The 15840-nt window shown below is 34.0% G+C and carries 15 protein-coding genes and 1 pseudogene; 13 read left to right on the plus strand and 3 right to left on the minus strand.

The window, feature by feature from the left end:
• The first annotated feature begins 917 nt into the window (after window positions 1–917).
• The 9 genes from Xedl_RS38375 to Xedl_RS38335 are packed head-to-tail and all read left to right on the plus strand — an operon-like array spanning window position 918 to window position 8551.
• The gene (locus tag Xedl_RS38375) at window positions 918–1766 is read left to right on the plus strand and encodes a hypothetical protein (RefSeq protein ID WP_074022445.1); all 849 of its coding nucleotides are present in this window, start codon (window positions 918–920) and stop codon (window positions 1764–1766) included.
• Between the two features lie 10 nt (window positions 1767–1776).
• Complete coding sequence (locus Xedl_RS38370) at window positions 1777–2604, plus strand: MbnB/TglH/ChrH family RiPP precursor modification enzyme (protein ID WP_074022444.1); 828 nt, start codon at window positions 1777–1779, stop codon at window positions 2602–2604.
• On the plus strand, window positions 2588–3313 hold the full coding sequence (locus Xedl_RS38365; protein WP_074022443.1) for a glycosyltransferase: 726 nt from the start codon (window positions 2588–2590) through the stop codon (window positions 3311–3313). Before Xedl_RS38370 ends, Xedl_RS38365 begins: the two co-directional genes overlap by 17 nt.
• Complete coding sequence (locus Xedl_RS38360; protein ID WP_074022442.1) at window positions 3310–4080, plus strand: phytanoyl-CoA dioxygenase family protein; 771 nt, start codon at window positions 3310–3312, stop codon at window positions 4078–4080. The genes Xedl_RS38365 and Xedl_RS38360 overlap by 4 nt, the downstream gene beginning before the upstream one ends.
• Window positions 4081–4110: 30 nt before the next feature.
• Window positions 4111–5184 (plus strand): pyridoxal phosphate-dependent aminotransferase, encoded by a 1074-nt coding sequence (locus tag Xedl_RS38355; protein ID WP_074022441.1) that lies wholly within the window; start codon window positions 4111–4113, stop codon window positions 5182–5184.
• 12 nt (window positions 5185–5196) lie between these two features.
• Window positions 5197–5982, plus strand: coding sequence for a hypothetical protein (locus Xedl_RS38350; RefSeq protein ID WP_074022440.1), 786 nt, complete (start codon window positions 5197–5199; stop codon window positions 5980–5982).
• 13 nt (window positions 5983–5995) lie between these two features.
• Window positions 5996–6793 (plus strand): TauD/TfdA family dioxygenase, encoded by a 798-nt coding sequence (locus Xedl_RS38345; RefSeq protein ID WP_074022439.1) that lies wholly within the window; start codon window positions 5996–5998, stop codon window positions 6791–6793.
• 8 nt (window positions 6794–6801) lie between these two features.
• Complete coding sequence (locus Xedl_RS38340) at window positions 6802–7929, plus strand: hypothetical protein (RefSeq protein WP_074022438.1); 1128 nt, start codon at window positions 6802–6804, stop codon at window positions 7927–7929.
• Window positions 7922–8551, plus strand: a complete 630-nt coding sequence (locus Xedl_RS38335) for an AAA family ATPase (RefSeq protein WP_074022437.1) — start codon at window positions 7922–7924, stop codon at window positions 8549–8551. The genes Xedl_RS38340 and Xedl_RS38335 overlap by 8 nt, the downstream gene beginning before the upstream one ends.
• Window positions 8552–8566: 15 nt before the next feature.
• On the opposite strand, the pseudogene Xedl_RS38330 reads toward Xedl_RS38335, so the two are convergent.
• Window positions 8567–9574 (minus strand): annotated as a pseudogene (locus Xedl_RS38330) (DEAD/DEAH box helicase); the annotation flags it as partial.
• Between the two features lie 212 nt (window positions 9575–9786).
• Here Xedl_RS38330 and Xedl_RS38325 point away from each other — a divergent pair.
• Both Xedl_RS38325 and sseA read left to right on the plus strand, forming a co-directional pair.
• On the plus strand, window positions 9787–9942 hold the full coding sequence (locus tag Xedl_RS38325) for a hypothetical protein (protein WP_167366712.1): 156 nt from the start codon (window positions 9787–9789) through the stop codon (window positions 9940–9942).
• A gap of 39 nt (window positions 9943–9981) precedes the next feature.
• Complete coding sequence (gene sseA / locus Xedl_RS38320; RefSeq protein ID WP_074022436.1) at window positions 9982–10821, plus strand: 3-mercaptopyruvate sulfurtransferase; 840 nt, start codon at window positions 9982–9984, stop codon at window positions 10819–10821.
• Window positions 10822–11347: 526 nt separating this feature from the next.
• On the opposite strand, the gene dusC is transcribed toward sseA, so the two are convergent.
• Both dusC and rhlE read right to left on the minus strand, forming a co-directional pair.
• Window positions 11348–12331: a tRNA dihydrouridine(16) synthase DusC gene (gene dusC, locus Xedl_RS38315; protein WP_074022435.1), complete on the minus strand. Its 984-nt coding sequence runs from the start codon at window positions 12329–12331 to the stop codon at window positions 11348–11350.
• 3 nt (window positions 12332–12334) lie between these two features.
• Window positions 12335–13696, minus strand: coding sequence for an ATP-dependent RNA helicase RhlE (gene rhlE, locus Xedl_RS38310; protein WP_074022434.1), 1362 nt, complete (start codon window positions 13694–13696; stop codon window positions 12335–12337).
• 370 nt (window positions 13697–14066) lie between these two features.
• Between rhlE and Xedl_RS38305 the strand changes: the two genes are divergently transcribed.
• Window positions 14067–14762 (plus strand): transcriptional regulator, encoded by a 696-nt coding sequence (locus tag Xedl_RS38305; protein WP_074022433.1) that lies wholly within the window; start codon window positions 14067–14069, stop codon window positions 14760–14762.
• A 79-nt stretch (window positions 14763–14841) separates the two neighbouring features.
• Entirely contained in the window at window positions 14842–15834 is a 993-nt protein-coding gene (gene hlyD, locus Xedl_RS38300) for a secretion protein HlyD (RefSeq protein ID WP_074022432.1), read from the plus strand.
• The last annotated feature ends 6 nt before the right edge of the window (window positions 15835–15840 follow it).

The raw sequence follows: 15840 nt of genomic DNA on the forward strand, positions 1-15840 counted from the left end.
GTTCCAGCCCTAGATATATACCCGTCATTATTGAAGGCATTAGTGCCCTAATAATGGCGGGTATATATAACCTGACTAACAATCTCTAAATTATTCCTTATTGACATTGATTCATAATTATTTATCATGAGAAATTAATTTATTAAAATAAAAAAAAATAAACCCAACATAAACTTATCCTAATTTAAATCCAAATTAAGATAATGTTCATAAACCAACTTCTGATTGAGCAGCATCCAAGTTATTCGAGCATTCTCCGTCTTATCGGCACTTATACTCATACCAGAATCTTGAGTTTATTGTTCATAACCGCAATAAATCAATAATATTATATTTATATTGTTTTTAATAAGTTATGATATGAAAAACGTTATTTTATTTACCATAAGCTAAAACAGGATTTTCTCAGATAAAAAAAATATCATCTACTTTTTAAAAAAGCATTTTTAAAACATAAACATAAACATAAACATAAACATAAACATAAACATAAACATAAACATAAACATAAACATAAACATAAACATAAACATAAACATAAACATAAACATAAACATAAACATAAACATAAACAACAATCGACAATTAATTCTTACATATCAATATGTACTTAAATTGTTTTTGATATAGATCCCATTTTTATCAATAGTAAAAAAAAACTATTGACTTAATAACAGTCAAAGTTAAAAATCAATTTAGTTAGCTAACTATATAAAATGATATATTCACGTAAAAGATAAACAGTAAATAGGAGTTTTATAATGGAAATTGAATTTATTGAAGAATCCGAATCATCTATTGAAGTTCTTTGCAATAGCGTTGGTTGCCCATGACTAAAATACTTCCCCCTATCCAGTTAGGGGGAAGTATTCAAACAAGAGGCTATAAACATTGATTTATAAAGGATTAAATCCACTATGAATATGAAAGAAATAAACATTTATCTATCTAAATTGATATCAAACCCTAAATATTCAATAAAGATGTATGAAAACCCTAATAAATTTATGAAAATAAATTATATATCCCAAGAAAATAAAGATATATTAGTTGATTTTTTTAGAAAAAATGGAGATAAGTTTGTCAAATCATCAATTTTACAAAAAAACAAAAGAATGGAGGGTTTAATAATGGCTTTGCCTTATCTATATAAATATCTCGCCAAAGAGCAATTTGAATATGAATTTGAAAAATATTTGCTGAACCTAGATTTCGATAATGAAGTAAAAAAAAACCCAATTATCGAATCCATATTTTTTTGTAGGCATATAATAAACAAAACAAAAGATAACATTTTAAAAAACATAGCCATATATGAAAAAGAAAAAAACAGTTTACTCATCGATTTACAACAAAACAACCTTTTAAATCCAAACACAAAAGAAAACTTAAAATACAATATCGATGATATTGATCTTGAGAGACTATTTATAGCTTCTAATTCAACAATAAGAATAAAGAAATTCAATATAGATATAATTTCTGTGTTATCACTAATTGATAAGAAATTACCAAAAGACGCTATAAAAAAAACACCAAATAAAAATGAATTAAATATTCTTTTCTACAAAAAACAAAAATCAAGAAAAATAATTTCATTATCAATTGGAGATATAATTAATCACATTATATTTTTATGCAAAAAAGTCATATCATTTTCTGAATTATATCAAGAAATTAATAAATTATATAATATAGATAAAGAATGCTTTATAACTACTCTCAAAAACCTTAGATCTAATAACCTAGTATCGTTTAATATATGAGGTATAATTCATGGGTAAATATGAAAAAATTGGTGTCGGTGTTAATTATAAAGCATCATTTTCAACCGAAATCCTAAAAAACCTTGAAAGTATTGATATATTAGAAATACATTCAGAAAAATTTTTTTTAGATGAAGAAGATTATTATCTAGAAAAATGCTGCAAAGAAATTCCTATTGTTTTTCATGGCCTCGATATGTCATTAGGGAGCGATGAAATTTTAGATAATCAATATCTTGAAAAATTAAAAAAGATCATCATGGATAAAAAACCTAAATGGTATAGTGATCATTTATCTGCCACACGACATGAACGTATTGAAGTTGGTCATTTAATGCCCATTCAATTTTCTATTGAAAATAGTTCCAAAATAACAGATAAAATCAAAAAAATAAAATCAGAGGTAAACGAAAATTTCATTATTGAAAATATTACATATTATTATGAAATGCCAGGCTCTGATATGTCAGAGATAGATTTCATAAGCAATATAATCAGGGATAGTGATTGTGGTATGCTATTAGATATTAATAACTTATACATTAATTCAATAAATCATAATTTTGATCCAAAGGATTTTTTACTTAAATTACCTCTAGATCATATAGTTGAAATACACCTAGCAGGTGGAGCTTACAAATTCGATATGATTGTAGACACTCACGCAAATAATATATGGAAAGAGGTGTGGGAATTATATGAGTTTGCTCTTTCAAAGACAGATACTTACGGTGTAATCATTGAAAGAGATTCTAATATCGATGATTACACAACTATTATTGATGAAATAAATATTGCACGTGAAATTTATAAAAGAACATATGGAAAATATAAATAACATGTTAATAAAACATTATGATTTAAAAATCGCATCGATGGCAAGCATACCAGAAAGGGAGTGTAACCTATTTTTTTCTGTACATTCAATATACCCACAAGTTGATGAATTAAATGTATATTTAAACGGCTATAAAGAAATTCCTGAATTCTTAAAAAGAGATAAAATAAATATATATATGAGCTATCAATTTGGCGATTTTGGAGATGCATCTAAATTTTATCCATTAATGAATAAGACAGGATATTTATTCACATTAGATGATGATTTAATATACCCTCCAGACTATATGAAAAAACTCATAGGAAAAATAGAAAAATATGAAAGAAACGCTTTTATATGTGTTCATGGTAATATCATTGATAAAAATTCAATTTTTTCATATTACAAAAATAAAAAAGGAATACATTTTAATAAATCACTAGATCATGATATTATTGTTAATATTCCAGGAACTGGTACCCTAGCTTACCATTCATCTCTTTATTCTTTCTCAATGTCATCATTTCCAATAAAAAATATGGCTGACATATGGGTAGCTGTTATTGCAAAAAAGAAAAAAATATCAATTATTTCCATTGATAGGAAAGATGACTGGGTGTGTACTTCGATAAAATATAAAGACATCTATTCTATATATAATAATAGAGAAAAATTAGACAAAAAAATATGTAACATAATAAAAAAAGAGGAGTTATATAAAATATGAACAATCAATATAAGAAGGATTTATATAGAAAAGGATATATTCTGATAAAAAATTTCCTTAGCGATAAAGAGAAAAAATCACTCAATATCTATGTTCAATTTCTTTATGATAAGAAAGATGAGCCTGGGAAAATCATGAAATACTATGAATCTAGCATAATTGATGGAAAGACAATTTTGAATAGGATTGAAAATTTCATTGATCACAAAGAAAACAATGCTATAAACTTCATAGAAAATAAATTATCAATTCTACTATCAGAGATATTAGAAAAGAAATACATATTATTTAAAGATAAAATAAATTTTAAATTAAAAGGAGGAGGAGGATTTAAACCACATCAAGATCATCTTGCATTTACTAAATTTATCAAAAACGAAATGTTTAACATAATGGTACCTATTGATGATATGAGAATAAGTAATGGCTGTTTGTATATTTCAAAAATCCCATTTAAAAAAAAGACAATACCTCACCATAAAGGAAAAGCATTGGAAAATACATATAAAAAATATAACTGGCTCCCTGTTCAAGCCAGATCTGGAGATATATTCATATTTAGTTCGTTTCTATTACATATGTCAAAAATCAATTTTTCAGAAAGGGAAAGAAGATGTATTTTTTTTACATATAATAATTCATTGGAAGGCGATCTTAGAGATGAGTATTTTAAATTTAAAAGGAAATCATTTCCTCCAATTATAGAGCGAAATGATATTGGTGACTACTCAAACTGGAAAAATAGTTTAGCACTAAAAATCCTTTAATTTATTGTCTTTTTATATGGAACTTTGATTATGTTAAAAGAAAGTTTTTTTTACCGCCGTGAAACATACGATGAAATACCAGAATTTAAAGCAACTAATGAAAAGTATGATTTAAGCCTAATGGAATTACCATATCAAACAAATTTACATCTTGAAAAAGAAAATGAAAAAATAAAACTTAGTGATATAAATAGATACCCAAATATTGATTGTAATATTATAAAAAATAAATTATGTGAACATCATGAGATTGATTATGATAACAATATACTCCTTGGTAATGGCCTTTTAGAAATAATCCAAACTATTTTACTATCATTTTCTACCGATAAAACAACGATAATAATTCCATCTCCTTCATTTTTTATGTTCACACGGTTATCTAAAATATGTAGAACAAATGTTTATAAAATACCTTTAGATATTAATCTCAATATTGATGTATTAAAATTCATTGATGCAGCTAAAAAAAATCCAAATCCAATAATCATTATCGACAATCCTAATAACCCAACAGGTGTATTATTTAAAACTGAAGATTTAAAAATAATAGCAAGTCATTGCAAATGCCCCATCATTATAGATGAGGCTTACATTAATTATTCAAAAAACAACTCAACCTCATTGGAACTTATAACAAATTTTGACAATGTCATTATCCTTAGAAGTTTTTCTAAAATAGGTTTTGCTGGACTTCGCTTTGGATATTTAATTTCGAACCGAGATATGGTTTCATACATCAATAAATTTTCACTACAATATTCTTTAAGTGATATAAAACTTAAGTTAGCACTAGAGATAATAGATAAAAACAAAATAAATAAAGAGCACATAAAAAACATAAAAAAATATAGGGATGAAATAATAAATAAATTATCTAATGTAGAAAATGTTTTCGTTTCAAACAGCCAAGCTAATTTTGTGTTTTTTAGAGGAGACAAAAACAATATAGCAAAATTTAATCATGAATTAATTAAGCATAGAATAAAAGTAAGTATTTTTCCTCATAATTATTCAGAAATAACTAATAATAGTATTAGATTTTCTCTTGGTAATAAAAAAATAAACAACATAATCTATAGCCTGATTCTAAAATCCTTTTAAGGAGGTATAAAAATGTACTATATTCTTGGGTATAATTCTATTACAGACTCTATAAGTAAAGCAATAAATTCTTATGATCTCTCATTTTATAATTATGATGAGTTTTTAAAAGAAAATTCTGTTTTTTCTGATATACCAGATAAAAACACACCATTAATAACATCTTATGAAGGAGGATTTCCATTTTGCTATGACTATCTTATTTCACTAAAAAACAAATTCTCTAATAATTCAAAAAAAATTGATAAAATGATAAAAGACAACACATTTTATAAATGGTTAAATATTTTATCTAAAAACGAACAAATATACAAATTAATAAATAGAATTATAAAAATAATAGTAATAAACAAACTTTTTTCATATACAAATGGAACTACACAAGACACCATTGGTCTTACATTTATTGATTTTAAGGATAATTTCAATTATCAAGATTTTTTAGAGCTAATCTTTCATCAGCTAATACATATGATTCTATTCATTGATGATATAGTACACTTCCATATGGAAAATGATACTAAATTTATAACAATAGAAGTAGAAGGAGTAAAATCTGTTTTTCATGATAACAAATTCCCTTTATATACGTTATTTCATAGTTATATTGTTGGCATAGAAATACTTATGTTCAGAAAAAATTTCTTTAATGAAAATTCATTTTCAAATTATCATGGTTCAACCGATAGAATAATAAATTTATGTAAAAAATTTTCAATTGCAATAGAAAAAAATATTTATTTTTTCTCAACACGTTCAAAGTACATTTTTGAAAAATCAAAAAAAATAATAAATTAAAAGAGAGGATAAAATGATATACAATAAATTAAACTTATTTGAAGAAATTAAAAAAACAATAAACTCAAAAGAATATAATATAAGGAAAAGCAGTGGAATAAATTTTACAAAAAAGATAGAAAAAGAAAAAATCACTCTAGAAAATAAGAAAGAAATATTTAACAATATCTATTTTAACGGCACTATATATCTTACCGAATTTGATACAGAAGAAAAAATAGATGAAATAATTATTCTACTTGAGAGTGTTTTAGGAAAAACCATTAACAATAAAAATAAGTATAACAATAAATATGAAATAATAACTGCCATTGAAAATCCACAGTGGTTTTTTGAATCTCATTATTCCCAACCAGTACATACTGATGAGGGTCATGAAAAAATTCAACCCAATATCCTTGCTCTTTATTGTAAAGAAAACTCTGAATTTGGGGGAGACAATATATTAGTTAATTCTAAATTAATTTACAAATTACTTATAGAGAAATATGGTGACAAGGTGGATTTATTATTCCATAATGACTGTATCACTTGCATTAAAAAAAATAATGAGTTTACAAAGAACATTTTTTTAAAAATAAAAGAAAACATAGGGATATCATTTTCACCATTAATTAATGAATTCAAATGCACTCAAGAAATCTATGAAATGCTTAAAGATATAAATTATCTAATACATCAAAAAGAAAATCAAATCTTCTTTAAACTAAAAGAAAATCAATGTATTATATTTAGCAATTATCTCTATTTACATTCCAGAACATTTTTCCCAAAAAACTCGAAAAGAACACTATATAGAATCTGGTTTTAGGAGGAAAAATGAATTTACTTATTGCAGATATATTAGAATACAAAGGTAAAATAAAACAATTTGCATCAGGGAATAAAAATCTTATTTTATTTTTATGTTTTTTATTTATTCCAGCAAAAGCGGGAGGGATTTTTATCGGATTGATACATTTATCACAATATGTAATAACTACAAATAACATGATAACCTCCCTTTACTTGATATCAATATTCCTGCTGGCATATGTTATCTTTTATTCAGTACAAAAACCGTTATTTCCATTAAAACACTCAAATAGTCTTATTTCATCATTAATAGACAAAAGAACTTTCTTTATATGCCGAATTATTTTTATGGCTTATAGTGCTATACCTATTTCTATTTTCTTTTTTATAGGATTATTATCTGATAGTGTCAATCCATTATCACAAGTCACTTCTGTATTATTCTTGATCATATCTTTTGCCGTAATTGGATTTTCCTTGTCAGAATTAAAATTCTCTCACACCATAATATTATCATTTTTGTTTATTTTCCTATCTATTTTTAGATATAGTCCACTACATAATTTAATTTATACCTTTATTATTTTAACCATTTCTTTTCAGCTATTTATTCATGAGAAAAAAGATAAAAAAAATTATCAAAGAAATGGTGTTGTTTTATCTAATAAACTTTTATCTCCTTATATTATAGATTTATCTTATTTCCTCTCAACTAACAAAACGTTTGTTGTGAATATGATCACATCAATAGTTGTTTTATATTTCACCGCTTATATAGCTTGTCAACAAGCACCTAAAAAAATCAATTATATTACAATAGGTTATTTTGGATTCATGCTCTATATCTCAATGATATTATTCTATAATTTAATTCACACCAATAAAAATCACCTTTGTCAACTAATTAATTTTCTATCAACAAAAAAACTTCGGTTTCTTCATTATTGTATATGCCTTTCTGTTTTTACTATCTCATGTTGTGTATTCATCCTCTTTGTGACAAATTCATTGTATATAGTTTTATTTCTTTATTATTATGTAATATCTGTTTTCACTGCACTAATGAACCTATCAAAGACACACTATACAAAATTACTCACATTATGTTCCATAGTTTTATTTTCTTGTTTAGGAGGATATATTTATGCTTGATATCATTGAACTGGAGACGATGGTTGGTAGTAGAAAGATATTCTCAAATGTTAATTGTCAATTTAATATTGGTATAAATCGTATCACTGGCATCAATGGTTCTGGCAAGACAACCTTTCTTTCTTGCCTTTCTGGCATTAAAAAGATGAATAAAGGTAAAATCAATTTTGTCAAAGATCATAAAAATCATTTATTCAACTTGCAAAAGCAAGGTTTTTATCTATCTGACCAAGTTAATTTTTACCATTTTCTTACTGGCCTTGATATCATTAATTTAACCAAACGTTATAAAAAGATAAATCATAACGCTCATTTGGTAGATTATTTAACAGGTTTTGATATCTCTCATTACTTAAATACAGAATTCGGCAATATGTCTTTAGGCACTAAAAAGAAATTTTTACTGACATCAGCATTAATGTCTGATGTTGATGTTTATATTTTTGATGAACCCACTAATGGTCTTGATTTAAAATCAATCACTTTTTTTAGGAAGATGATCAAATCCTTTGCCGACAAAAAAATTTTTATTTTAAGCTCTCATGATGAGAGTTTCTTGCAAGGGTTAATGATCAATGATTATAAGATACATCAAAACCAAGTTATCAAGATGGAACATTGATGCAATGCGATTGGATAAATATTCTTCCGCTTCACCACGCTCAGGCAATAATGCCTGTGTTATCTCCGCCAATTCCGTAAAGTGTTCACGGATTGTTGCACAATGAGTCTGCAATCGAGGGATATTTGCCAAAGCAGGCGGTTTGGTCGGCCGAAATTGAACCAGGTACTGTTCTACATGACGGATAAATGCATCTAACTGCCCATTAAGCTGGAATAAAGTTATTTCCCCTTCAACTTCCAGGGCATCCCTTGCTACTTCAGGAATATGGTGCCCTTCATCCAGAACCAACAGTAGATTTTTTGCTTCCGGCAAAACAGATTCACTTTCCAACGCAGCCATAACCAAAGAGTGATTGGCGACGACAACATCCGCATCTTCAATTTCCCTACGGGCAAGAAAAAATGGACAACGGGAGTAAAACTGACAATTGCGCGCCAGACAGTTCATTTTATCCGTACTGATTTTTGTCCACAGAGAATCTGTCAGTGCCAGTTTATGGTGATCACGTAAGCCATCCCAAACAAATGTCGTATAATCACTGCGCAATCGACGACATAGTTCCCGCTCTTCACTATTGGCAATTTCAGTCTGGTCTTCAACCAGAAACATCAAGTCAATCTGCTCTCCTTCTGCGGCGCAAATGGCTTCCAAGTTGCGCGGACAGACATAACGTGCCCGACCAAAAGCGCCCGTGTATTTCAGGTCAGGAATAATCTTACGCAGCAGCGGTAAATCCTTGCTGTAGATTTGATCTTGTAAAGCAACATTGGCTGTACTGACCACCAATGGTTTCTGTTCTGCCCGACTGATGGCAATCCCAGGGATCAGATATGACAACGTTTTTCCTACTCCTGTTGATGCTTCTATCACCAAATGCCGCCCTTCTTCATCCGCTAATGTCATCGCAACCTCAGCGATCATTTGGCGTTGCGGCGCGCGTGGAATGAAACCATCAATATGGATAGACAATGCTTTATGCCACTGACTAATCTGATTTTTTATTGAACTGGAAAGTGCCATGAATTTTTCTGCTTAAAAATGAGGAGCTATTCTCTCATAGAGTGAATCTCAGATCAGCCTTATAAGGCCATTACTGGGAAACAGTTTCCAGCTTTTGCAAAAATAGTTTATCGCTTGTCTTGCCTCTAGAAGCCGATATACTTTTGGCTTTCTATCTTTTGGATTTTGATGATTGTTATCCTCTTTTTATTAAAACCTTATTGGACACAGAGATGAAAAAAATCCTGCTTATTATCATTATATTATTTTCCATCGGCTCAATTGGTGGGATCTTTCTGGCAGGGATGAATATATATACCCGCTCAACTACACCAATAGAAGCACCACAACAGACTCAGCAGGAAAATGCGCCAACAGGGCAACAATAAATACGTTGGTTTGTATCGTAACACCCGATGAGGAAGCTCATGAAAAATGAATATTTTGTCAGTCCACAATGGTTAAACGAACATCGCCATGATGAGAATATCGTTGTGGTTGATGCCAGTGCTCCAATGCCCACCCAAACCGTTGATTATCATCAACTCTGGTTAGAAAAACACATTCCGGGTGCACAATTTTTTGATCTTGATAAGGTTGCCAATCTACAAACCAATCTGCCACACATGCTGCCAGAGCCGGAAACTTTCCGTCAGGTTGTCGGTAAAATGGGTATCAGTGAAAATCATCTGGTGGTCATTTACGATCAAGGCAATATGTTTTCTGCTCCACGGGCATGGTGGACATTCAACATCTTTGGTGCTCGTCATATCCGTATCCTCGAAGGAGGCTTACAAAGCTGGCAACAAGCTGGTTATCCAACCGAATCAGGAAAAGTGACCCGCTCATCTGAAATTTTCAATGTGCAGTTTATCCCTGAAAAAGTCTGTTCTCAGGCGCAAATCCTCGATGCTCTCCGTAATGAGATAGCAGTACAATTTGTGGATGCCAGAGCAGAAGATCGTTTTCAGGCAAAAGTGCCAGAACCCCGCCCAGGTTTGAGAATGGGACACCTTCCCGGAGCTAAAAATGTTCCGTGGACAGCCCTGATTGATAATGGGCGTTATAAGCCAGTAGAAGAAATTACGACAATATTTCGCAAGCAAGGTATTGATTTAGACCAACCCATCATAGCCAGTTGTGGCTCTGGCATGACAGCCGCTATTTTAGTTTTGGGACTTGATATGATTGGTCATAAAGAAGCAGGATTATATGATGGCTCCTGGGCTGAATGGGGAGCCGATGATTCACTTCCATTAGAAAAATAGCTGATTAGAACGAATAAATAGCGATGAGTTTACTGATTTACAAATTCGATTTCTCTTCTACGCCTTAATTTAACACATTGATGAAAAGGATTGAAAATTGTAAAAGTAACAATAAATGAACCCACAGGCCAATTAGTATTCGGCCTGTGGGTATATAAAATCTAATGAATGTATTAATAAATCATTATATATTAATTATACCTTTTCCTATTAATCCCCTAATAAATGGAATAAGATTATTATTAAAAAATTGGGTCACGTATTCAATCCGTAGATGTTGGTCTAAAATTCCCCTTTTTTCGGAGAAATTAAATGGCGATGACTGAAGTAAAATGTCGATTTTGCCAACGAACCTTTCAACTTGAGCGCATGCCAGGCAGGGATTAAAGAACAAGTCGTTGAAAGCGTGAAAATCTTACACTTCGCAACAGAATTAACGGATTGAATACACAACCAAATATAGAGACACTATATAACGCTATATATAATATGCGATGTCACTATATCACTGGAGGGATAAATCCGGCTAACAGAAGATTTGAGACTCTTGGGTAAAATGCCGCAGTAAACATTTATCTACAGCAGAAGAAATAACGTTAGCGATCTCAGCAGATGTTTTTAATACTCTGATTTGCATAAATAATTCATCCGCTTCATGATACTCTTTGCGCAAATATCCTAGCCATTGCTTGATGCGGGCAACGTGATAAAGCCCCGTATCCCCCTGTTTTTCCAGATAAGTATATTTTTGCAACAGCTTGAGTACACCACGCCACGGCATCTTTGGTTCATTATATTTAATGACACGACTCAAGTTTGGCACATGCAGGGCGCCACGTCCTATCATTACGGCAGCACACCCTGTCGTTTTGATACACTCCTGGGCACTCTGCCAATCCCAAATTTCACCGTTGGCAATGACAGGAATAGCGAGGCGACGCCGAATTTCCCCTATCGCCTTCCAGTTGATACGCTCTGCTTTATAACCATCTTCTTTGGTTCGCCCATGCACAACCAGCTCGGTTGCACCCGCTTGCTGGACGGCATCCGCAATCTCAAATTGGCGTGCAGCAGAATCCCATCCCAGACGTACTTTTACCGTTACCGGCAAATGGGCAGGCACGGCTTCACGCATGGCTTTAGCTCCCTGATAAATGAGTTCGGGATCTTTTAATAAACTGGCGCCTCCACCACTGCCATTGACTGCCTTGGACGGACAACCACAGTTTAAATCGACACCCCATGATCCCAATTCAACCGCCCTGACAGCATTTTCTGCCAACCATTCTGGATATTGCCCAAGGAGCTGGAGCCTGACAGGCGTTCCCGCTGGTGTACGGCTCTGATGATGCAGTTCAGGGCACAACCGGTAAAAGGACTTTACCGGCAGTAAGCTGTCAACTACACGCAGGAATTCAGTGATACACAGGTCATAGTCATTGATTTCACTCAACAGTTCCCTAACCAGAGAATCCAAAACCCCTTCCATAGGAGCCAGCAAAACGCGCATGAATTACTCTCCCGCCACCGAAGCACGTGGAGTTTTGCTTGCCCGACCTTTATTTACCCGATTTTGTTTGGCATGGCTTGGTTTACCATTTCTATGTGGGTTATTACCGCGCGGGTTATTACTATGTTGATTATCACTTCGTGGATTATTACCACGAGAGTTATTACCACGAGAGTTATTATCACGGCTATTGCGGCCGTTTTGGATAGGCTCAGCTTTGATAGAAGGATCAGGTTCATAACCCGAAATAGCAATGCGTGGAATTTCCCGCTTCAACAGGCGCTCAATATCTTTCAGGAGCTTATGTTCATCGACACACACCAGCGATATTGCTTGCCCTGTAGCTTCTGCACGCCCTGTACGGCCAATGCGATGCACATAATCTTCGGCAACATTTGGCAGCTCATAGTTGACGACATAGGGTAATTGGTCAATATCCAGTCCACGGGCAGCGATATCCGTTGCTACCAACGCGCGGATTTTCCCTGTCTTAAAATCAGACAGCGCACGGGTTCTTGCTCCCTGACTTTTGTTACCGTGGATCGCCGCAGCAGTTACACCATCTTTATTCAATTGCTCCGCCAACCGGTTTGCACCATGTTTGGTACGCGTAAATACCAGCACCTGTTGCCAGTTCTGGCTACCGATCATGTAAGAGAGCAATTCACCCTTGCGCTTTTTGTCCACAAAATGGATTGCTTGTTCAATTTGCTCAGAGGCTGAGTTACGCCGTGCCACTTCTACGCTGACTGGCTCTTTCAGTAATTTACTGGCGAGGTTTTTAATTTCATCAGAGAATGTTGCAGAAAAGAGCAAGTTTTGGCGTTTTGCTGGCAGCTTGCTCAACACACGACGAATATCGTGAATAAAGCCCATGTCTAACATGCGGTCAGCTTCATCTAAAACCAGGATCTCTACGCGAGAAAGATCTACCGCATTTTGGTGCTCTAAATCCAGCAAGCGCCCCGGCGTTGCTACCAGAATATCCACACCACCGCGCAGTTTCATCATCTGTGGATTGATACTGACACCGCCGAATACCACAAACGAACGTAATCTGAGGTATTTGCTGTAACTACGTACATTTTCCCCCACCTGAGCCGCCAGTTCTCTGGTTGGGGTTAAAATCAACACCCTGACCGGACGGCGGCCTTTTGCCTGAATCGGGGATTCGCTCAAGAGTTGCAGGATAGGCAAAGTAAACCCTGCGGTTTTTCCTGTACCTGTCTGGGCACTGGCTAATAGATCTTTGCCGGATAACACAACAGGAATGGCCTGCTGCTGAATAGGGGTAGGTTCCACGTAGCCTTGTTCTTCAACGGCACGCAAAATATCAGCCTTCAAGCCGAGTGACTCAAAATTCATAAATAAGAAATACTCCAGACTTCACCATGCCTGATATCAATTCAGGGGCAGTTTTATGGGAAGAAAACAGACGCGATAAAACGCAAAGAAACTACACAAACTGCAATGCACCGTATATAAATAGGGCATGAGTATAACAGATATGTCTTGCAACGCAGGTCAAAGAGAGTAATAAATTCGTCTAAAATTGACTAAATCTCTTTAGCCAAGGGAAATGAGCCAAAACTGGACGATTATTTTTTATGGGCGTCTATTAAAAAGACAATTTGTAGCAACTTTACATCTACTTGCTTTAGTTTTAAAGTTAATCATACGATTGATATATTTTTCGACACTCCCGAAAACGCTTTGTCACAGGAAATATTTTGACATGTCAGCAAAGAAGGCCCAGACATTACGCGGCGAACAAGCCAAACAACAACTTCTGGAAGCAGCGATAGAAATTTTTGGCAAATCTGGTCTGGATGGTGCGACTACCCGTAACATTGCCCAACTTGCACAGCAAAATATTGCAGCTATCGCATATTATTTCGGTTCCAAAGAAGGATTATACCTCACAGTTGTGCAACATATTGCCGATAAGCTAAAAGCGGAGTTTTCCCCCCTCATTGAAGCCATTGATCATTTTTTTGCCAAGACACCAAAACCCTATCCAAAAGATCCAATATTGGCATTTATTCATCAGGGAATGGTGAGCTATAACCGCCTGATTTTTGAGAAAAGCAGTATCAATATCAGCCGGATCATGTCCCATGAACAATTGACGCCGACAGCGGCTTACAGTGTCATGCATGAACAGGGACTGGCTCCCATTTATTCCCGAATGAATAAACTCATCGCCAATTATATCGGCGCTGATGAACGCCAAATTTCCACCCAAATCCACACTCATGCTTTATTGGGTGAGATCCTTTCTTTCCGTCTGGCTCGTGAAGCCTTATTGCGCCAAACCGGATGGGACAATATTGGTGCCAAAGAATACGAATTAATCAATCAGGTTTTATCTCAGCACATCAATTTATTGCTTGATGGGTTAAGAGAGAAATCAAAAATGCATACCCAATAGCTCTTAAGCAATGGCATAACCAACGAAGCCACCACTTGAAAGATAGAAGGTATAAATTGAACAAGGCATAAGGGATGGTATGAACAGTAAAAAGTTTGCTCTTGCCCTATTGGCGCTCATTGTTGTTATCGGTGCGATTGTCGGTATCTACTATTATCAGGAACAAAATAGCAGGGAGCTAACCCTGTATGGCAATGTCGATATCAGGACGGTCAACCTCAGTTTTCGGGTTGCCGGTAAACTGGCTGAACTACAAGTGGATGAAGGTGATGCCATAACGGTGAACCAGATGCTTGGTCGCCTTGATGATGCTCCCTTTATTAATGCCTTGAATCAGGCCAAAGCGGCGCGTGATGTCGCCAAGGCCAATCTTGCCAAAGCTGAGGCGGGTTATCGCAGCGAAGAAATCGCTCAAGTACGTGCTGAAGTAAAGCAAAAAGAGTCAGCCTTCCATTTTGCCGATAGTTTCCTGAAACGCCAGCAGGGCTTATGGCAAAGCAAAACCATTTCCGCCAATGAGCTGGAAAATGCCAGAACCGGACGCAATCAGGCACTGGCTGCTTACCAGGCGGCAAAAGATAAATTGCGGCAGTTCGAGACGGGTTATCGCATAGAAGAAATCGCGGCAGCAAAAGCCCAACTTATTCAGGCAGAAGCAACGGTAGCACAGGCGGAACTCGATCTAAAAGATACTCAACTCACTTCTCCATCGGCAGGGATGATCCTGACCAGAGCCATTGAACCCGGCACTATGCTGGCGGCTGGCAACACGGTTTTTACCCTGTCACTCACCAATCCCGTTTGGATCAGAGCCTATATTGATGAACCTCATCTCAATCAGGCTATCGCCGGACGGGAAGTTCTGATTTATACCGATGGGCGGAAAAACCAACCCTATCATGGCAAAATCGGTTTTGTTTCTCCAACGGCCGAATTTACCCCAAAAAATGTCGAAACACCGGATTTAAGAACAGACTTAGTGTATCGCCTGCGCATTATTGTCCTTGATCCCGATGAAGGGCTGAAACAAGGCATGCCTGTCACTTTACGCTTTGCTGAAATAAATAACTAAGGCGAT

It is taken from the genome of Xenorhabdus eapokensis, from assembly GCF_001908105.1.